Source organism: Vibrio sp. MM46, from assembly GCF_027587135.1.
Lineage (GTDB): Bacteria > Pseudomonadota > Gammaproteobacteria > Enterobacterales > Vibrionaceae > Vibrio > Vibrio harveyi.
The window spans coordinates 61,997-80,638 of sequence record NZ_JAPPTO010000003.1 but is presented as its reverse complement, the minus strand read 5'-3'; the positions used below and the strand labels follow the sequence as shown (position 1 = coordinate 80,638).

The 18,642-nt window shown below is 45.5% G+C and carries 15 protein-coding genes; 6 read left to right on the top strand and 9 right to left on the bottom strand.

Annotation, left to right across the window (positions count from 1 at the left end; all coding sequences use genetic code 11):
* Nucleotides 1-28: 28 nt before the first annotated feature.
* Nucleotides 29-1,087 (top strand): galactose-1-epimerase, encoded by a 1,059-nt coding sequence (gene galM, locus OH459_RS04230; protein WP_269985966.1) that lies wholly within the window; start codon nt 29-31, stop codon nt 1,085-1,087.
* 144 nt (nt 1,088-1,231) lie between these two features.
* Here the strand turns inward: galM and OH459_RS04225 are convergent, their stop codons facing one another.
* Nucleotides 1,232-2,230, bottom strand: a complete 999-nt coding sequence (locus tag OH459_RS04225) for a substrate-binding domain-containing protein (RefSeq protein WP_050933942.1) — start codon at nt 2,228-2,230, stop codon at nt 1,232-1,234.
* A 176-nt stretch (nt 2,231-2,406) separates the two neighbouring features.
* Here OH459_RS04225 and OH459_RS04220 point away from each other — a divergent pair, with 176 nt between their 5' ends.
* Both OH459_RS04220 and OH459_RS04215 read left to right on the top strand, forming a co-directional pair.
* On the top strand, nt 2,407-2,739 hold the full coding sequence (locus OH459_RS04220; protein ID WP_269985963.1) for a tRNA-binding protein: 333 nt from the start codon (nt 2,407-2,409) through the stop codon (nt 2,737-2,739).
* Between the two features lie 143 nt (nt 2,740-2,882).
* Nucleotides 2,883-3,497: an outer membrane beta-barrel protein gene (locus OH459_RS04215; protein ID WP_005450882.1), complete on the top strand. Its 615-nt coding sequence runs from the start codon at nt 2,883-2,885 to the stop codon at nt 3,495-3,497.
* A 38-nt stretch (nt 3,498-3,535) separates the two neighbouring features.
* Here OH459_RS04215 and OH459_RS04210 read toward each other — a convergent pair whose 3' ends face one another.
* Nucleotides 3,536-4,087: a gamma-glutamylcyclotransferase family protein gene (locus OH459_RS04210; protein ID WP_005450884.1), complete on the bottom strand. Its 552-nt coding sequence runs from the start codon at nt 4,085-4,087 to the stop codon at nt 3,536-3,538.
* Nucleotides 4,088-4,337: 250 nt separating this feature from the next.
* Between OH459_RS04210 and OH459_RS04205 the strand changes: the two genes are divergently transcribed.
* Nucleotides 4,338-5,522 carry an NnrS family protein gene (locus tag OH459_RS04205; RefSeq protein ID WP_050934924.1) on the top strand — a complete coding sequence of 395 codons (1,185 nt, stop codon included), beginning with the start codon at nt 4,338-4,340 and terminating at the stop codon, nt 5,520-5,522.
* A 584-nt stretch (nt 5,523-6,106) separates the two neighbouring features.
* Here the strand turns inward: OH459_RS04205 and mltC are convergent.
* The 5 genes from mltC to OH459_RS04180 all read right to left on the bottom strand — a co-directional run bounded on the left by mltC (nt 6,107) and on the right by OH459_RS04180 (nt 12,546).
* Nucleotides 6,107-7,219 carry a membrane-bound lytic murein transglycosylase MltC gene (gene mltC, locus OH459_RS04200; RefSeq protein WP_017189193.1) on the bottom strand — a complete coding sequence of 371 codons (1,113 nt, stop codon included), beginning with the start codon at nt 7,217-7,219 and terminating at the stop codon, nt 6,107-6,109.
* A 175-nt stretch (nt 7,220-7,394) separates the two neighbouring features.
* On the bottom strand, nt 7,395-8,954 hold the full coding sequence (gene glpD / locus OH459_RS04195; RefSeq protein WP_269985957.1) for a glycerol-3-phosphate dehydrogenase: 1,560 nt from the start codon (nt 8,952-8,954) through the stop codon (nt 7,395-7,397).
* 179 nt (nt 8,955-9,133) lie between these two features.
* Nucleotides 9,134-9,925 carry a DeoR/GlpR family transcriptional regulator gene (locus OH459_RS04190; protein ID WP_005450892.1) on the bottom strand — a complete coding sequence of 264 codons (792 nt, stop codon included), beginning with the start codon at nt 9,923-9,925 and terminating at the stop codon, nt 9,134-9,136.
* A 190-nt stretch (nt 9,926-10,115) separates the two neighbouring features.
* Nucleotides 10,116-11,633 (bottom strand): glycerol kinase GlpK, encoded by a 1,518-nt coding sequence (gene glpK / locus OH459_RS04185; protein ID WP_005450894.1) that lies wholly within the window; start codon nt 11,631-11,633, stop codon nt 10,116-10,118.
* Nucleotides 11,634-11,691: 58 nt separating this feature from the next.
* On the bottom strand, nt 11,692-12,546 hold the full coding sequence (locus OH459_RS04180; RefSeq protein ID WP_005450895.1) for an MIP/aquaporin family protein: 855 nt from the start codon (nt 12,544-12,546) through the stop codon (nt 11,692-11,694).
* An 872-nt stretch (nt 12,547-13,418) separates the two neighbouring features.
* On the opposite strand from OH459_RS04180, the gene glpT reads away from it, so the two are divergent.
* Both glpT and glpQ read left to right on the top strand, forming a co-directional pair.
* Complete coding sequence (gene glpT / locus OH459_RS04175; RefSeq protein ID WP_009707471.1) at nt 13,419-14,786, top strand: glycerol-3-phosphate transporter; 1,368 nt, start codon at nt 13,419-13,421, stop codon at nt 14,784-14,786.
* Between the two features lie 53 nt (nt 14,787-14,839).
* Nucleotides 14,840-15,895, top strand: a complete 1,056-nt coding sequence (glpQ, locus tag OH459_RS04170) for a glycerophosphodiester phosphodiesterase (protein WP_187992737.1) — start codon at nt 14,840-14,842, stop codon at nt 15,893-15,895.
* A 396-nt stretch (nt 15,896-16,291) separates the two neighbouring features.
* Here glpQ and dapD read toward each other — a convergent pair whose 3' ends face one another.
* Both dapD and OH459_RS04160 read right to left on the bottom strand, forming a co-directional pair.
* Nucleotides 16,292-17,323, bottom strand: a complete 1,032-nt coding sequence (dapD, locus tag OH459_RS04165) for a 2,3,4,5-tetrahydropyridine-2,6-dicarboxylate N-succinyltransferase (RefSeq protein WP_005391708.1) — start codon at nt 17,321-17,323, stop codon at nt 16,292-16,294.
* Nucleotides 17,324-17,646: 323 nt separating this feature from the next.
* On the bottom strand, nt 17,647-18,630 hold the full coding sequence (locus OH459_RS04160) for a GGGtGRT protein (RefSeq protein ID WP_005450901.1): 984 nt from the start codon (nt 18,628-18,630) through the stop codon (nt 17,647-17,649).
* Nucleotides 18,631-18,642: the final 12 nt, after the last annotated feature.

The following is an 18,642-nucleotide window of genomic DNA, read 5'->3' as shown; positions in this document are numbered from 1 at the left end:
CGCACCGCAGCTTTAGTAGGAGCGAGAGATGACCGAGCCATTAACCATCACGATGACACAGCAGGCTGCTTTTGATGGCGTGCCTGCCAAAGTGGTCGAACTGAAAAATAACACAGGCGTGAGCGTTTCCTTTATGGATATTGGTGCGACATGGCTGAGTTGTCGTTTACCTTTGGCGAATGGGGAGTTGCGCGAAGTGCTTCTCGGAGTGGGGACGATGGGGAGTTTCATGCATCAACAGTGTTACATGGGTGTCACTGTTGGTCGCTACGCAAACCGCATCGCCAATGGGCTTTTTGAGGTTAATGGCGAAGCATTTCAAGTCTCCACTAACCAAGCGGGAAACTGCTTACACGGTGGTGAGGAAGGGTTTGATAAGCGCCGCTGGAACATTGAGTCTCAGTCCGAACAGCAAGTGACGTTTTCTTTGTTGTCTGAAGATGGTGATCAAGGTTTTCCGGGGAACCTCGAAGTCCATGTGACGTATACCCTGACTGATGACAACCAAGTGAGCATTGCGTATTTCGCAAAGACAGACAAAGCAACACCAGTGAACTTAACCAACCACGCTTACTTTAATTTGCTTGGTGCGGAAGCCGATTTGGATTGCCGTTCTCACCGTTTAACCATCGCAGCAGATCAATATCTACCAACTAACGAGGTCGGTATTCCTTTGGGGACATTGCAAGATGTGAAAGGAACAGGCTTTGATTTTAGAAATGAAAAGCCAGTATCGGAGCACTTCTTACAAGATGAGCAGCAGATTGCAGCGAAAGGTTATGACCACAGCTATCTATTTGATGCTCATCGCGACGTTTCAAAACCCGTTGCCCGGGTGGTTTCTCCGGATGGAAAAGTGCATATGTCTGTCGTGACCAATAAGCCTGCCATGCAATTGTATACGGGTAACTGGTTAGCGGGTGCACCAAACCGTCGCGGTGGGGAATACCAAGACTACGCGGGCTTGGCGTTAGAAACTCAGTTTTTGCCAGATTCACCGAACCATGCTGAGTGGGGGCAACCAAGTTGTATTCTTGAACCTGAGCAAGCGTATCGATTCAGTACCACGTTTCAGTTTGCTTTTTAGTTAAGGTATTGATTTTTAGCCTTTTGGGTTGCCATGAGCTTTTTGCCTACAGTAGGTCAAAAGCTTGATTGAACTAAAAACAAAAAAGCTCTGGTACTTCTGTAGCAGAGCTTTTTTATTTCGTATTTTAGATTGGGTGCAGAGTTAGAGGCGGTCAACCGAGTTGCGACGAACTAAGGTTGGGCTGAAGATGATCGTGTCTTCTTCCACTTGTTCATCTCGTGATAATGCCAACGCTAGTCGAGCAGCGCGTTCTGCCATCATTTCAATTGGGTAACGAATTGTCGTCAAACTTGGATTGACGAAGCGAGCAATTAAACCATCGTCAAAACCGACCATAGAGACTTTCTCTGGTACGCTGATTCCGTTTTGATCTAATACGGCAAGTGCCCCGGCTGCCATGTAATCGTTGTAAGCCACGACACCGGTGATTTCGAGTGATTTAGTCAGTAAGTTGGTCATTGCTATTTCACCACCATCACTGTTTGGTTCACCATATTCAACGTAACTTTTCGACAGTTCAATCTTGTGGTCATTCAGCGCCGCTTGGTAACCTTGCAAGCGCTCATCGGTATCTTCAATGTCATGTGAAGAAGCGATACAAGCTATCTTGGTATGCCCATGACGAAGTAAATATTCTGTCGCGAGGTACGCACCTTTACGGTTATCGAGAGAGATACAACGCTCTGCTAACTCAGGAATGTGGCGGTTGATCAATACCATCCCTTTTACTTCTTTGGCATAGCCAATCAATTCTTCATCTGATAAGCCTTTAGAGTGGATCACAATCGCCTCACAGCGGCTATTAATCAGCAGCTCTAACGCTTGTCGTTCATCTTCTGGATTGTGATAACCATTGCCAATCAGAATGTGTTTACCATTTTCTCTTGCGACGTTATCAACCGATTTGACCATGGTGCCAAAGAAGGGGTCAGAGACATCACTCACCAGCACACCCATCGTATTGGTACTTTGACTGACGAGTGCTCGTGCTGCCGCGTTAGGGCGATAGCCAAGTTTGCTCATCGCTTTAGTCACTGCATCGATAGAAGTTTGGCTTGCCTTGGGTGATTTGTTGATCACACGAGAAACGGTAGCGACTGATACACCCGCTTCTTTCGCGACATCCTTGATTGTTGCCATGAGGAACCTTTCGTTGGCTAAAAACGTTAACCGGAGTATTAAACACCCATTGTGTAATAAGTGCAATTTTAACAGGTGGTTGCTTTCTAAAGTGCGATCTTTACCTCTTGTAATTATTAATCTTACTGATAGTGTAAACGTTATCTTTTTAGTAAAATTTACTTGGATTTTAATTAATGGAAACGATCGCTTACTCAGACTTTGCAAAGTTAGAAATTCGCACTGGAAAAATTATTGAGGTGGCGCGCCACGAGAATGCAGACAAGCTATACATTGTGCAGATCGATGTCGGAGAGAAAACCCTGCAAACGGTAACGAGTCTTGTACCGTACTACACAGAAGAAGAGTTAATGGGTAAACAGGTGGTAGTGCTGTGTAATCTAGCAAAAGCTAAGATGCGTGGTGAAACCTCTGAGTGTATGCTGTTGTGCGCTGAAACTGACGATGAGTCGGAAAGCGTATTACTGACACCGGAACGCGCAATGCCATTAGGCGTGCGAATTGTTTAAGCTGTAAGTTGAATTTATTTATATAACAAATGCTTATGGTTTATGTCTCATTTTATAAATGAGTGAGTTGATTCATATTCACCTTTATTTATAATTTTCTTGATTTAAAACTGTTTAACAGTATGAAAATATAGGAAATTATAATGAAAAAGGTTTTGCCTTTATTGGCTTTAGGTGCAGTGGTTGCTTCAGCGTCGGTTCAAGCAAATAGTGGTTGGTATATTGGTGCGGATATTCATAACACTGAGATCGATACAGAGTTGAACATTGATTCATCGTCTTCAACAGGCTTTGGTATCGCTGTTGGTAAAGAGATGGCGCTCTCTCAGCAGTTTGTATTAGCTTTTGAGGGTGAGTTTATTCACTTTGGCAGCTTTAAAGAGAACGGATACTTCATCGATCAGTTTGGCACTGCGCACAATGCGAGCATTGAAGTTGAAGGTTACGCTGCGAATCTTAATGCGAAACCTAAATACTACTTCACAGGCACAGGTTTCTACCTAGGCGCTGTGGCTGGCTTGGGCGTGATGGGTGTTGACCTGAAGTTGGATGTTCCAACTGCATCATCTAGCTCAATATCAACAGATGGTAGCGATATTGGTTTCAACTACGGTGCTGAAGCAGGTTATGAATTTGCTTCTGGTCTGATTGTTTCTGGTGGTTACCGTGCGTCTTCAGTCACGATTGATGTTGAAAATGGCGGTGATTTAGATTTTGATTTTGATGGCTTTTACGTAGGTCTAGACTACAAATTCTAATCAGATATTTGTCGAATATGAATAATGGAAGGGAGCCACTAGGCTCCCTTTTTGATCAGGTTATCTATTAATTCATAATGATGATCTTGCACACCCGCAAGGTTGCCATACTTGGGCTGGTGGCGGTCATTCTCTTTGGCGTGTTGCCAACCTATAGTATGGCGAACAAAGTGTTCAGCAAACGCGTGAGAGACTTCCAAGCATCCTGCTAAAACGGTATCTACATAACTTTGCATGATTGGGCTGAGCGTGCAGGGTGGAAGGGGATCGCTTTTCACGTATACCCAAATCTCATGATCTGGATTAAAGCTGATGTCAGTTTCGATTTGTTCAGGACGAATTTGAATACGATGATAGCCACGTTCGCGGCGGTCAAATTCAGTCAGCGCTTGGTGGTCTACTTCGAGCAGCACACCGTTCACTTGCCCTTCGCCTTCATTTACAACCAGCGGTGACAAGATATAGCTGTCGTCGACTTTGCCCCAATAGCGCACTAACCCATGGGCAATAACGGGAATTGCTTCACCCGTTTGCCCTGTAAGCTCACGTGAGGCCGAATTGATTAAGCTGCCGTAGCCAAATATATACATCGTGATTGTTCCCTTTTACTTCGACGAATTCCGTTCTATCCGTTATACCTAAATATGATATCTAAGTCATTCTTACTGAGCCCAGCATTTTTACGTTCTTGGGAGGAAATGCCTCCACGGCATCAGGCGCAATGTTTTTACCTCTAAAGGATAGTCTGATCTTATAACATGTATTTTTTATACATGTTTGTGTTAAGATCGCTGACGTTAAGTTTTTCGACAGTACGAATTGGTACGTAAGGGCATCACAATGCTGAATATCACCGATAAAAAAGTGGAAGAAAAAATCCCCGCATGGCTGCGACTTGGGTTTAGACCGTTTTTCCTGTTTGGCTCTATTTACGCCATCATCGCGATTGCGTTGTGGGTATGGATGTTTCAAGCAGGGCAGCCTAGCGCGTTGAGTGTTCCGGCTTTGTGGTGGCATGTACATGAAATGCTGTTTGGTTTCTCTATGGCGATTGTGGTGGGGTTCGTTCTGACTGCGGTACAAAACTGGACGGGGATTAATGGGACGAAGCACTACACCTTGCTAGCCTTGTTTTTGTTATGGCTTGCTCCTCGAGTTCTACTTTGGACGCCTGCACCACTTTGGTTAACCAGCAGTGTTGAAGCGCTGTTTTTACTATTTGTAGCGTATGAGGTCGGCATACGAGTTTATCGTGCTAAAGGGTGGCGTAACCTATTTTTTGTTCCGTTATTCTTACTTGCAATCTTTGCGAACTTTGCCAGTTATGCCACGGTGAAAGGTATGCCTCCATTTACCTCTTCTGCTGTGTGGCAAGCAATGCTGTGGTGGTTCACTTTACTGCTTTCTGTCATGGGTGGGCGAGTAATCCCTTTCTTTACTGCACGTCGTTTCAACTTTGAAAAAGCTCAACCGCTGATGTGGCTAGATTGGCTCGCCAACCTACCTTTGGTCATGTTGTTTGTACTGAGTTTCTTCCCTGTGACGTTTGCTGAACTTGGGAAGCCGCTGATGTTGTTTGCTGGTATCACCCAATTGGTTCGATTCTTACGCTGGAAACCTTGGTTGACTCTGAGCGAGCCACTTGTTTGGTCTTTACATGCGGCTTATTTGTGTCTGCCTTTAAGTCTTATCCTACGTGGCAGCTGGGATAACGCGTTTGCCAACCACAACTTGATTCATTTGTTTGCGATTGGTGCGCTAGGTGGCTTAATCCTAGCAATGATTACTCGTGTCACCATGGGGCACACTGGACGTATGATTTACAAAGGTCCGAACATGAGTATCGCGTTTGCGGCGGTGATTGCTGCGGCGTTAGCGAGAAGCTTAGGTGTGATATTTGCTCCTTCACAGATGTTCTTTTGGATTGATATCAGCGCAGCATTATGGATTCTTGCATTTGGTATGTTTGTGTGGCGTTTTGGTGTGATGTTGATAACTCCGCGTGTGGATGGTCATCCGGGATAATCGAAGAAAAATGAAAGTGAAGAAGGGCTTAGCGAGATGCTAAGCCTTTTTTGTTTGATGTTGCTTCAGCAAATAACCCATTAATAGTAAGGAAATTATTAAGAATGTGAAAAACGTTGAATTCTAATCTGAGTTTTGCTCGTGCCAGAAAAGGCGGAGTTCGATACTCTGTATCTGTTATTGCTCGTATGAATATGAGTGATTAACTAGCCAATTGACGTTTTAGACCCATAGGTGTCTTTCGTGTAATTACATGGCCGCTTAGTTCTATACCTCCGTGGAACTAAGCGGCGTTTTTCGTTTTGTGGCTAGGTAAAATTAGGGTCTGTTGACCTTTTGCGGTTAAATTTTGTTCGAGATAAAAGCGTTTTAATCGCGGCGAGAGGTTTGTAGCCTAGTTATTCTAAGCAAAATCCTCTCAACAAAGAGTAAAACGCTTTTAGCCGAACCCTTCGGGCAGCGTTTGTGGCTCCTTTCTACTGCGTTATCGGCTTATCAGGTAGGGCAACTACATTTCAAAGCCTCTGCCTTGTATAAAGAACCCACAAACTGCTGCAAAAATCAGCTCAAAAGGTCAACAGACCCTAGATATTCCCTTGGCTGAAGTCTTTCTGGAAATAAAGAACTTTCTGTAGATAGCGTCTCGCTTCCCCTTTTGGGTGTTGAGTGGTTAATGCATCATAAACTTGAGTTGGGTTGAGGCTGTTAAGTTCATTCATTGCACGCTTACGATCGCTATCAAACGTCGAAAGCACACCACCAGTGCCGCCGTTGTAGGCGGAAATCATACTAAAGTGCTTCGAGGTTGGATGTTTCACGTCTCGTAGATAGCGGTTTTTCAATATATAGAAATACGCTGCACCAGTATCAATGTTATTGGCAGGATCGAATAAGTATTCTTTGGTAGGAATACCAGGTTTGTTTTTTACTAAATTAAACACATCCGCACCCGCTGTTTTTGGGATCACTTGCATCAAGCCGTAAGCGCCAGCATGAGAAACCGCATAAGGGTTAAAACTACTTTCGGTTTTGATCACGGCGAAAATCAGATCTTCTGATAAACCATATCGTTTTGCAGCGTCACGTATCAAGCCAGCGTACTGGTATTCGCGTTGTTCTAGATGATCTTTCACCATGTTGATTTCGACATAGTAAGCACTGCCGTGTTTGATGGCTTTCTTTTGCAGTTTGTTGTCGAGTAGGTAGTCTGCGTAACGATTGGCGCGCCATTCCCATTCAATCGGTTTTCCATCGTGATCGAGAACTTGCCCCAATAAAAAAGGCTTACCACGTAATACCGCTTCCTTGTCACTAAACAACTCCGCATGTGCTGGATCGGCAGGCATGAGTAGTGTCTGTACAATCGCTTTTTGTAGCTTTTCCGTTGGCTGGTATTGGGAAATTGTCGAAACGTAGATTTTTCCCGCTTCGAAGTCGATATGAGCGCGGGTGTTATAACCATCAAGGTATTTCACGTAGCGGTGTTTTCCCGCTTCGACGAACTCATCTTCACCCCAGCGATCTTTGGCTTTTTGCGCAATGTAAGCCAGTAACTGTTGGATATTCTCTTGGTTAGATGCACTTGGCGGCTTTACATAGGGAGGTACGTAGTCATCACATGCGCAAGGTGGTGTTTCTTCAGGAGCAACAGAGCAACCACTGAGGAGAAGTAAGCTCAGGAATAGCGATTTCTTCATCGGATACCGATTTAATTAGAGGTGAGGGCAATTGCCGACTGAAGAAAATAATAAGTAAGAGTGTTAATTGTCTGAAATTAAAACTTTTTGTGCTTTCGATAGAAGGTGTTGATATTAGAATTTAGCTCTAAAAAAAAGCCTGCGGGGTGCAGGCTTTGTATTAGGAGAGTCCAATTTAACTTACTTGTGAGAGGCTAACGACCTTTTGTTGCAGCTTCTCTTTTAGATATTCTGCCAGTGCGATTTTCTCCTCTTCGTTCATGTATAAGCCAAGTTTTGTACGACGCCATAAGATGTCTTCATCGGTTAGCGCCATTTCGTGATTCATCAAGTAATCAATTTCACGTTGATATACGCCACTTGCTTGCTCTGAGAAGCAGTGACCAAGATCTTCTACGCTGTTAGTGCCTTCCATCAGATCCCAAGTTTGTGTACCAAACTGAGTCACGTAGCGCAGCAACATTGCTTCTGATGCCCACGAGTATTTCGCATGAATCACCTTCGCAAGTTGCTCACGGCTGCAACTGAAGTTACCACCGGGAAGGGTTTGGTTTGCCGTCCAGTCTTTACCCATTTCAGGTAGGTAAGGTGCAAGTTTCTTCATTGCCGCTTCGCCAAGCTTACGGTATGTCGTGAGCTTGCCGCCGAACACTGAAAGTAAAGGTGCGTGGTCGTATTCAGCATCCAACTCTAGTGTGTAGTCACGTGTGATCGCTTGCGGTGAGTCAGACTCATCATCACACAGTGGGCGTACACCACTGTAAGTCCATACCACATCTTCGCGGCTTAGCTGGTGGACAAAGTGTTGGTTAACGATATCGATCAAGTAATCGACTTCATCTTCGGAGATCGCGACTTCACGCGGATCGCCTTTGTATTCCACATCTGTGGTACCAATGATCGAGAACTTATCTAAGTAAGGGATCATAAATACGATGCGGTTATCTTTGTTTTGTAGGATGTAGGCTTGCGGCTCGTTGTGGATACGAGGAGCAACGATGTGCGAGCCTTTGATCAAACGAATGTTGCGAGGGGAGGTTTGCTCTAATCCTTCATCAAAGAACTGTTTCACCCATGGACCAGCAGCGTTAACCAGAGCTTTCGCTTTACGTTCGAAACGTTGGTCTGTGGTGACGTCATGAATAGTGACATGCCAAATGCCGCCTTCACGGTGTGCTTTTTCTACGCGGCAGTAGTTGCGAACTTCTGCGTTATTCTCTTTTGCAGCCAGAACGTTAAGTAAGACTAAGCGCGCATCGTCTACCCAACAATCTGAGTATTCGAAACCGGTTTTCATTTCAGGTTTCAAAAGACCTGATTTTGCTAGGTTGACAGTTTTGCTGCCTGGCAGTGTGGTTCGTTTACCCAAGTTATCGTAAAGGAACAAACCACAACGGATCATCCAAGCTGGGCGTAAAAATGGGCGATGAGGTAAACGGAAGCGCATTGGTAGAGCCACATGTGGTGCTTTACGTAAGATCACTTCACGTTCAGCGAGCGCTTCCGAAACTAAACGAAACTCATAGTGTTCAAGGTAACGTAATCCGCCGTGGATCAGTTTTGAACTTGCAGAAGAGGTTGCCGATGCGAAGTCATTAGCTTCGTACAAACCGACGCTTAAACCACGACCAGCAGCATCTGCAGCAATACCAGCCCCGTTAATGCCGCCACCGATCACGATCAGGTCTAAAGTAGGGGATGCGTTAGTCGTGGAAGCATTTTGTTGGATACTCATAAATTTGACCTCTTGGTGAGCGAACGAGCATTTTGGAACATGAGTTTATCCTAGCTTAGGTTTCGTTTGTGGTCATTATTTATTTTCGTTTATGAGCGTTTTGTGTGATTTGGGCACAAAAAAACCTCTGCCTAATTAAGACAGAGGTCATTTATTCGTATAGAAAGAGAGGTAATTTGCTATTCGTTCTCAGATCTTTCTATTTGTGTATCAACCACTTCAAGGGGAACCGAGGCATCTTTTAGAATCGCAAGAATCTCTTCTGGTGGTTGTTTGTTGGTGAATACCATGTTCAATTGCGCGATATTGCCCAGTTTCACCATAGCATTGCGACCAAATTTCGAATGGTCAACCGCAAGGAACACACTGCGGCTGTTATCAATAATTGCCTGTTTAACGCGAACTTCATGATAATCAAAGTCCAGTAGTGAGCCATCAAAATCGATACCACTGATGCCTAAAATGCCGAAATCGAGGCGGAATTGTTTGACGAAATCGAGCGTCGCTTCACCGACAATACCGCCGTCACGGTTGCGAACTTCACCGCCCGCCAAAATAACTTTGATTTCTGGGTTTGGTAAAAGAATGGTGGCAACATTAATGTTATTGGTCACCACGCGAAGTTGTTTGTGGTTTTTATTGAGCGCTCGAGCGACGGCTTCTGGCGTGGTACCGATATCAATAAACAAGGTTGCGCCATCTGGAATGTGCTTTACTAGTTCTTCCGCAATGACATCTTTTTCATTGAAGTTAAGCGCTTTACGCGTGTTATATGACGTGTTCTCTGAACTGAGAGGAATGGTAGCACCACCGTGGTAGCGTCGAATCTTGTTTTCATCAGCAAGGTCGTTTAAGTCGCGACGGATAGTTTGAGGACTGACATTAAATTTTTCTACCAGCTCATCCGTGCTGACGTAGCCTTGTTTTTTCACCAACTCAACAATCTGTTGGTGTCTTGGTATTTGCTTCACTTAGCACTCCCTTGTGCACTGGTAATCGCCAATGCTTCAAATTCGAATATAGAAACTCGCTCTATTGTGCTCGAATTAGCGCATTGTGAGAAGTCGTGGGAATATGGAATCCGCGATCGAACGCAAAAAAAGAGCGCCAAGTCGGCGCTCTTCACGATTAATCAGGGGGAAACTAATCGTTTATCAGAAATTAATCGTCTTCGTCGTGAAGCTCAGACCAAGTTTGAGCACACTTGACTGCGCGCTTCCAACCTTTGTAACGACGGTTACGTTTTTCTTCATCATCGTGTGGTTCGAATGTGCGATCGAGCACGGCTTTGTCTTGCAGCTCATCAATGCTATTCCAGAAACCAACCGCTAGACCGGCTAGGTATGCTGCACCCAAAGCGGTCACTTCAGTTACTTGAGGACGGTGAACTTCGGTATTAAGAACATCAGACTGGAACTGCATTAAGAAGTTGTTCGCCACTGCGCCACCATCTACACGAAGGTTCGCGAGCTTGATGCCTGAGTCTGCTTGCATTGCATCCAGCACATCACGAGTTTGGTAAGCGATACCTTCCAAAGTTGCACGGATAATGTGGTTAGAGTTTACACCACGAGTTAGACCGACAATCGTACCGCGAGCGTAAGCATCCCAATATGGTGCGCCCAGACCAGTAAACGCAGGAACCACGTAAACACCATTTGAAGTATCAACTTTGGTCGCAAAGTATTCTGAATCTTCGGCACCAGCCAGAATCTTCATTTCATCACGTAGCCATTGAATTGAAGCGCCACCCATGAATACCGCACCCTCAAGGGCGTAAGCTGGCTCACCTTTTGGACCGCATGCTAGCGTGGTCAACAGACCATTTTTCGATGTTACCTTCTCTTGACCCGTATTCATCAACAAGAAACAACCTGTGCCGTAGGTGTTCTTCGCTTGACCAGCTTCAACACACATCTGACCGTAAAGAGCGGCTTGTTGGTCACCTGCAATGCCTGCAATTGGGATACGAGTACCACCTTTACCACCAATGTTGGTTTGACCGTAGATTTCTGATGAGCGTTTTACTTCAGGCATCATGGATGCAGGGATGCCCATCTCATCCAGCATTTTTTGATCCCAGCATAGGTCATTAATGTTGAACAGCATGGTACGAGAAGCATTGGTGTAGTCGGTTACGTGGACGCGACCTTGTGTCATCTTCCAAACCAACCAGGTATCAACAGTACCGAATAGCAGCTTGCCTGCTTCAGCATCTTCACGAGCGCCTTCAACGTTATCTAGAATCCACTTCACTTTTGTACCCGAGAAGTAAGGGTCTAGAACCAGACCTGTATTGTCGCGAACGTAATCTTCTAGTCCGCGCGCTTTTAATTCTTCACAAATATCGGCAGTGCGGCGGCATTGCCATACGATCGCGTTGTAAACCGGTTTGCCTGTTTCTTTGTTCCATACAATCGTCGTTTCACGTTGGTTGGTAATACCGATACCTGCAAGTTGGTCGCTACGGATGCCGGTTTTCGCAAGTGCTTCAACCAAGGTAGAGCTTTGAGTTGCCCAGATTTCCATTGGGTCATGTTCAACCCAACCAGCCTCTGGATAAATCTGAGTAAATTCTCGCTGAGCGACGCTTACGATATTCGCGTCATGATCCAGAATGACAGCACGAGAGCTTGTCGTGCCTTGGTCTAGGGCAACAATGTATTTTTGCTCAGTCATGGTAAGAATCCTTTTGTTTCGTTATTTATATTTTAGTAAATGTTCGAATTGGTAGGGGTTAAGCTTGCGCTTGTTCTGCTTCTTCTTCGGTTTCGCACTGGTTAGGGATAGTACAGCCGTGACCTTGCTTTGGCAGATATGCAGCAATCGCTTTCGGGTACAACCAACCACCGAAGCAAGCACCTGCGATAGGAGCAAGAATTGGAACAATAAAGTATGGAATTTCACGCGCGCCAGTCAGGGCATAATCCCAACCTGCGAAGTAGGCAAACAGCTTAGGACCAAAGTCACGTGCTGGGTTCATCGCAAAGCCTGTTAGTGGACCTAGAGAACCGCCGATTACCGCAATTAGGATACCGATCAGTAGAGGGTTCATCGCGCCGCGAGGTGCGCCATTGTTCTCATCACCAAGAGCAAGAATGGCAAACATCAGCACTGCAGTAATCACGAATTCCACAGCAAAAGCGCCAAAGAAAGAGAGAGAAGCATGTGGGTAAGTCGAGAAAATGCCCGCTGTGGCTAATGCGTCTTGGCTGCTACGAACGAAGTTGTGTGCGATTTCGTAATCCGTAAAGAGGTTGCTGTACAAGCTGTAGACCAAAGCAGCAGAGCAAAATGCACCTAGCATTTGCGCAATGATATAAGGCACAACTTTCGCCTTATCAAATCCATGGAACATCGCCAGTGCGATAGTTACGGCAGGGTTGATGTGTGCACCGGATACGCCCGCAGTACAGTAAATAGCGATGGCGACGCCAAAGCCCCATACAATACTGATTTCCCATTGACCAAATTGAGCCCCGGTCAAAACGAGTGCAGCAACACAGCCTACGCCAAAAAAGATAAGTAATCCTGTACCGATAAACTCGGCCAAACATTCTCCGAGCAGTGAGGGGTGTTTGTTCGTTGTCATGTTAAGAGTCCTTTAATATTTATGCTTATCTAGCACGGTTCTATTGTGCATATATAAACGTTTGCGAAAACAAACGAGCGCTAAAAATGAGCGTTTGAGCATAAATTTGTTAATCAAACTCTTCGTTTTTGTTAATTGACGCATCTTTTGCTCAAAAAGGAAACTCGATAAAACGAATTATGGTCTTCAATTTTGCTTTGATGGACTAAAACTACCGATGTGAAAATCAATGCACAAACTGGTAAGAGGAGTTTTGTGAACCTGCTTCGCGAATGGTGGGAAAATACTCAGATTATTGGTCGAAAACTAACCCTAAAGAGCTAGCTAACACTAATGATGATAAGGGATTGCTGATATTCATTCGCTCGTTGCTAAGAGCTACGCCATCTCAAAGAAAGAAGACCGTTTCCCGTAGCACATATGCCATCTTTTGCTTGGAGACGACCTCTAAATGTACGTTGGAAGCGGTGGGATTATGTTGACCCTAATTGTTAACACGATGACATTGTTGCAACACGCCACAATTGAGGCGTTTGATGGCTTAAATCACGTGCTTCGTCTCTTCAACTTCCATCTTTTATCCATTTTTGTGGTCATTTGAGCACTTGATTCACTTAATATTGTGCTGATTTTGTTCGTTTGCGCACTTCGTGTTCTATGTGGACAGTAACGAAATCTGCAGAAAGTGGAAGCGCAGTCTAATTAAAAGCCTCTAATTTTCTGTATTTACTGAAATTTAATTCTTATGCAACATTTGTCACAGAAATAAAAATCGAATTTCATAAAATGCATTCACTTTCGAACGAAACTCCTTTTTGCTCGTTCGCGATTTTATACTCCCTACCATCGCTCACATTATTAATGAGGTTCCTATGTTTGGAATATTCAAACCTAAGGCGCACATCGATCGTTTATCGTCCGATAAGATCGATGGCACTTATTCCCGCTTACGTTGGCAACTCTTTATCGGCATCTTTGTTGGTTACGCTGGCTACTACCTGGTTCGTAAAAACTTTAGCTTGGCGATGCCTTATCTTATTGAACAAGGTTTTAGTCGTGGTGACTTAGGTGTTGCCTTAGCTGCGGTATCTATTGCTTACGGTTTATCAAAATTCTTAATGGGCAGTGTTTCTGACCGCTCAAACCCTCGTTACTTTTTAAGTGGCGGTCTATTAATGTCAGCGCTTGTGATGTTCTGCTTCGGCTTTATGCCTTGGGCTACTGGCAGCATTACAGCGATGTTTATTCTATTGTTCCTAAACGGTTGGTTCCAAGGTATGGGGTGGCCTGCCTGTGGTCGAACCATGGTTCACTGGTGGTCGCGCAAAGAGCGTGGCGAGATAGTGTCGGTTTGGAACGTGGCACATAACGTGGGTGGTGGTTTAATTGGTCCGCTGTTCATCCTTGGTCTTTGGGCATTCAACGACGATTGGCGCACCGCTTTCTATGTACCTGCATTTTTTGCCACGCTCGTAGCTGTCTTTATTTGGTTCACCGTAAGAGATACACCGCAGTCTTGTGGTCTTCCGCCAATTGAAGAGTATAAAGACGATTACCCTGATGATTACGACAAGTCACACGAAAAAGAAATGACGGCGAAGGAAATTTTCTTCAAGTATGTCTTTTCTAATAAGTTGTTGTGGTCAATTGCGATTGCGAACGCGTTTGTTTACCTGATCCGCTACGGTGTGCTGGACTGGGCGCCGGTATACCTTAAAGAAGCGAAGGACTTCTCGGTTGATAAATCTTCTTGGGCTTACTTCCTATACGAGTGGGCTGGTATCCCAGGTACGCTATTGTGTGGTTGGATTTCAGACAAGCTGTTTAAAGGTCGTCGTGCTCCTGCCGGTATTCTATTTATGGCGTTAGTAACCGTAGCTGTGCTGGTTTACTGGTTCAACCCAGCAGGTAACCCAGCAGTAGATATGATGGCGCTGGTTGCAATCGGCTTCTTGATTTACGGTCCGGTAATGTTGATTGGTTTGTATGCGCTAGAGCTTGCTCCTAAGAAGGCGGCAGGTACGGCTGCAGGTCTAACTGGCTTATTTGGTTACTTGGGCGGTGCGGTAGCGGCAAACGCGATTCTTGGCTATACAGTAGACCACTTCGGCTGGGATGGCGGCTTTATCATCCTAATCGGTTCATGTATCACCTCTATCGTTTGTCTAACTTACGCATTTCTTGGCGAGCGTGCTCACCATGAACAAAAAGCGCGTGAGAAAGAAGCATTGGCGTCATAAAACATTAAAGGGGCGGTGGAATACTGCCCCTTCAATAAGCTAAGGAAAGAACAATGAAAACAACGTCAGTTTGCATGACGGTTCTCGCTCTGAGCATCTCAGCTGGAGCTATTGCACAACCGCTTGTTATCGCGCACCGTGGCGCATCGGGTTATCTACCAGAACATACTTTAGAAGCAAAAGCGTTGGCGTACGCGATGAAACCAGACTACATCGAACAAGATGTGGTGATGACCAAAGACGATCAACTCGTTGTATTGCATGATCATTACCTCGATCGCGTGACCGATGTAGCTGAGCGATTCCCGGATCGTGCTCGTAAAGATGGTCGTTACTATGCGATTGATTTCACGTTGGCAGAAATCAAATCATTGCGAGTCACTGAAGGCTTTAACATTGATGATAAAGGTAACAAGGTTGCTGGCTATCCGACACGATTCCCAATGTGGAAATCAGACTTCACCGTGCCTACTTTTGCTGAAGAGATTGAGCTGATCCAAGGCTTAAACAAAACGCTGGGTTATGACATCGGTATTTACCCGGAAATCAAAGCGCCGTGGTTCCATCGTCATGAAGGCAAAGACATCTCAAAAGCGGTGCTTAAAGTTTTAAAACAGTACGGTTACGATTCACAAGACGACAAAGTATACCTTCAGTGTTTTGATGCGAATGAGCTTCAGCGCATCAATAGTGAACTCATGCCCGCAATGGACATGGATTTAAAGCTCGTTCAGCTCATGGCTTACACCGATTGGAACGAGACCATGGAGTACAAAGGCGACAGGGCAACACCATACAGTTATGACTGGATGTTTGAAGCCAATGGTATGAAGAAGGTCGCGGAATACGCGGAAGGGATCGGTCCTTGGAAACCAATGTTGGTGGATGACAAATCAACCAAGGATAACATCATCATCAAACCTTTGATGAAAGCGGCAAAAGACGCGGGTTTGCAAGTGCATCCTTATACTTTCCGCGCGGATCCAGGGCGTATTCCTGCTTACACCGACAGCTTCGATGGCATGATGGACATCTTCTACAATCAGGTGAAAGTGGATGGTTTGTTTACTGACTTTCCTGATAAAGCAGTCAACTTTCTGAACAAGTAAAATTCTAAAAAGCTGAGTATTTGAAGTTCTCAGTATTACGTCACACGCCATGTCGTAACAATGTGCCCTCTCTCAGGCAATAAAAAATCCCCCAACAGTTTCCTGCTGGGGGATTTTTCGTAGGGCTAATTCACTGCAATACCTAAATGACTTCAAGATGCTCAGTTCAGAGTCTGGTCACTGATAAAATGACGAAGTGAAATAGCTCGCTATTTTCAAGTTATTTGACGTTGGAATCGTGATAGTGACACGCTTCCAAAGGGCGAGTTGTCTTGGCTTTCATGCTTTGTTAACGAGCTTTGATTTAGATTGACTAGATCTTCAACTCGTTGCTGCGCCTGCAAGCCAAGTCAGCCTCGCTGAATCAAGCATCTCGAGGTTATTTGGGTATTCTTATTAGTTGTTTTTATGCAGTTCGCTGTTCAGTTCAACCGCGCTCTTGTTTGCAAGACACTCGATTTGACCTGTTACAGAGTTACGACGGAATAGTAGGTCAGAAACACCAGCAAGATCGCGTGCTTTTACTACTTCTACTTCTTGGCCTGCAGAATCTAGCATGCGCACTTTAGAGCCAGCGGTTACGTATAGACCTGATTCGATAGTACAACGGTCACCCATTGGGAAACCAAGACCTGCGTTTGCGCCTAGTAGCGAGTTTTCACCGATAGAAACTACAACTTTACCGCCGCCAGATAGCGTACCCATGATAGATGCGCCACCGCCGATGTCAGAACCGTTACCAACCACTACGCCAGCAGAGATACGACCTTCAACCATGCTCACGCCAGTTGTTCCCGCGTTGAAGTTGATGAAGCCTTCGTGCATTACCGTTGTGCCTTCGCCAACGTGTGCGCCAAGACGTACGCGAGAAGTGTCAGCGATACGAACACCAGTTGGTACCACGTAGTCCACCATTTTAGGGAACTTGTCTACGCAATCTACGCTTAGTGCACGACCCGCTAGGCGAGCTTCGATTTGACGCTCTGCTAGTTCAGGTAGGTCGATTGGACCTTCATTAGTCCATGCGATGTTGTGTAGTAGACCGAAGATACCGTCTAATACCGTACCGTGCGGTTGAACTAGGCGGTTAGAGATAAGTTGAAGTTTTAGGAAACCTTCAGCAACGCTTTGTGGCTGCTCGTCAGTTGCAAGGATAACCAGTACAAGTGGTTGTGCTGATTCTGCTGCTTTTGCTGCGAAAGAAGCGTTTGCCGCATCGCCGTTTGCTTCAAATGCTGCTGCCAGTTCTGCGCTTTGTGCTGCAGAGATCTCGATAGCTTGGTTGCCTTGCTCGTAACCTGCTACTGCTGCTAGTGCGTTAACAAGCGCTTCGCTTGGGTTAAGAACTGGGTTTGGGAAAAACGCTTCGATGATTTTGCCGTCGCGATTTTTAGTTGCCGTACCAAAGGCTAGAGAGAAGAAAGCCATAGTTGATCTCCATGTGTTGAGTCTTGTGTCTCGTCTGTTCACTGACAAGAAATAATTAAGTTGTCAGTCATCATAAAGAGAGTGTTGGGGAGTTTAAAGAGGGGAAATGGAGAAAGTCTGTAGATGGATACCTTTTGTCTTTTTAGAGATATGTTTGTCTGATGAGAAATGTGTCGCAAAAGCCTTCTCAGACCGATTTGGGGTAAAGACAAAGTGAAGTTGGAAAAGGGGCGCAGCAAAAAATAAGGGGAGGACCGAAGTCACTCCCCCTACACTGGGTTTGTTGGATTTAATCGCTTTGGATAGAAAGCGATTAAATCGGCTTAAAGGCTAAGTTCACCGACGGCTACGGCAAGTGCAACAGTTGCACCTACCATTGGGTTGTTGCCCATACCGATGAAGCCCATCATCGCTACGTGTGCAGGTACTGAAGAGCTACCTGCGAATTGTGCATCGGCGTGCATGCGACCCATGGTATCGGTCATACCGTAAGAGGCAGGACCTGCCGCCACGTTATCTGGGTGTAGAGTACGACCAGTACCACCGCCTGATGCCACAGAGAAGTAAGGCATGCCTTCACGGTTACGTTCTGCTTTGTAGATGCCTGCTACTGGGTGTTGGAAGCGAGTCGGGTTGGTTGAGTTACCAGTGATGCTCACATCCACTTGTTCTTTATGCATGATAGCCACGCCTTCACGTACATCGTCTGCACCGTAGCAAAGGATCTCACCACGTGGACCTTGGGAGAAACGGCGACGTTCTACTTCCACTAACTCACCAGTTTGGTAGTTGTATTGAGTGCGTACGTAAGTGAAACCATTGATGCGTGAGATTAGGTAAGCGGCGTCTTTACCTAAACCATTCAGGATCACTTTCAACGGATTTTTGCGTGATTTGTTCACGTTCAATGCGATTTTGATTGCGCCTTCTGCCGCTGCGAATGACTCGTGACCGGCAAGGAAAGCGAAACAGCCACTTTCTTCATTCAATAGACGAGCCGCCAATGCACCGTGACCGATACCCACTTGGCGTTGCTCTGCCACGCTGCCGGGTTTAGTGCACGCCTGAAGACCTTCACCGATGATGTTTGCTGCTTCTTCTGCTGTTTTTGCTCCGCGGAAAATCGCCAAAGCGGTGCCCAGTGTGTAGGCATCTGCCGCGCTTTCAAACGCGATAGGTTGAGTGTCCATCACTAGTGCTTTAGGGTCGATACCACGATCCATACAGTATTGGTAAGCCGCTTCCAGAGAAGAAAGTTGCATTTCGTCTAATGTGCGACGTACAGATTCAGTAATTGGAGTGTTCATAATCTCTTTCCT

Coding starts and splice junctions, on each gene's coding strand:
- glpK (WP_005450894.1), bottom strand. CDS start 11,633: ATGACTGAGCAAAAATACATTGTTGCCCTAGACCAAGGCACGACAAGC.
- OH459_RS04220 (WP_269985963.1), top strand. CDS start 2,407: ATGGAAACGATCGCTTACTCAGACTTTGCAAAGTTAGAAATTCGCACT.
- glpD (WP_269985957.1), bottom strand. CDS start 8,954: ATGAGTATCCAACAAAATGCTTCCACGACTAACGCATCCCCTACTTTA.
- galM (WP_269985966.1), top strand. CDS start 29: ATGACCGAGCCATTAACCATCACGATGACACAGCAGGCTGCTTTTGAT.
- dapD (WP_005391708.1), bottom strand. CDS start 17,323: ATGGCTTTCTTCTCTCTAGCCTTTGGTACGGCAACTAAAAATCGCGAC.
- OH459_RS04210 (WP_005450884.1), bottom strand. CDS start 4,087: ATGTATATATTTGGCTACGGCAGCTTAATCAATTCGGCCTCACGTGAG.
- OH459_RS04215 (WP_005450882.1), top strand. CDS start 2,883: ATGAAAAAGGTTTTGCCTTTATTGGCTTTAGGTGCAGTGGTTGCTTCA.
- glpT (WP_009707471.1), top strand. CDS start 13,419: ATGTTTGGAATATTCAAACCTAAGGCGCACATCGATCGTTTATCGTCC.
- mltC (WP_017189193.1), bottom strand. CDS start 7,219: ATGAAGAAATCGCTATTCCTGAGCTTACTTCTCCTCAGTGGTTGCTCT.
- OH459_RS04160 (WP_005450901.1), bottom strand. CDS start 18,630: ATGAACACTCCAATTACTGAATCTGTACGTCGCACATTAGACGAAATG.
- glpQ (WP_187992737.1), top strand. CDS start 14,840: ATGAAAACAACGTCAGTTTGCATGACGGTTCTCGCTCTGAGCATCTCA.
- OH459_RS04205 (WP_050934924.1), top strand. CDS start 4,338: ATGCTGAATATCACCGATAAAAAAGTGGAAGAAAAAATCCCCGCATGG.
- OH459_RS04180 (WP_005450895.1), bottom strand. CDS start 12,546: ATGACAACGAACAAACACCCCTCACTGCTCGGAGAATGTTTGGCCGAG.
- OH459_RS04225 (WP_050933942.1), bottom strand. CDS start 2,230: ATGGCAACAATCAAGGATGTCGCGAAAGAAGCGGGTGTATCAGTCGCT.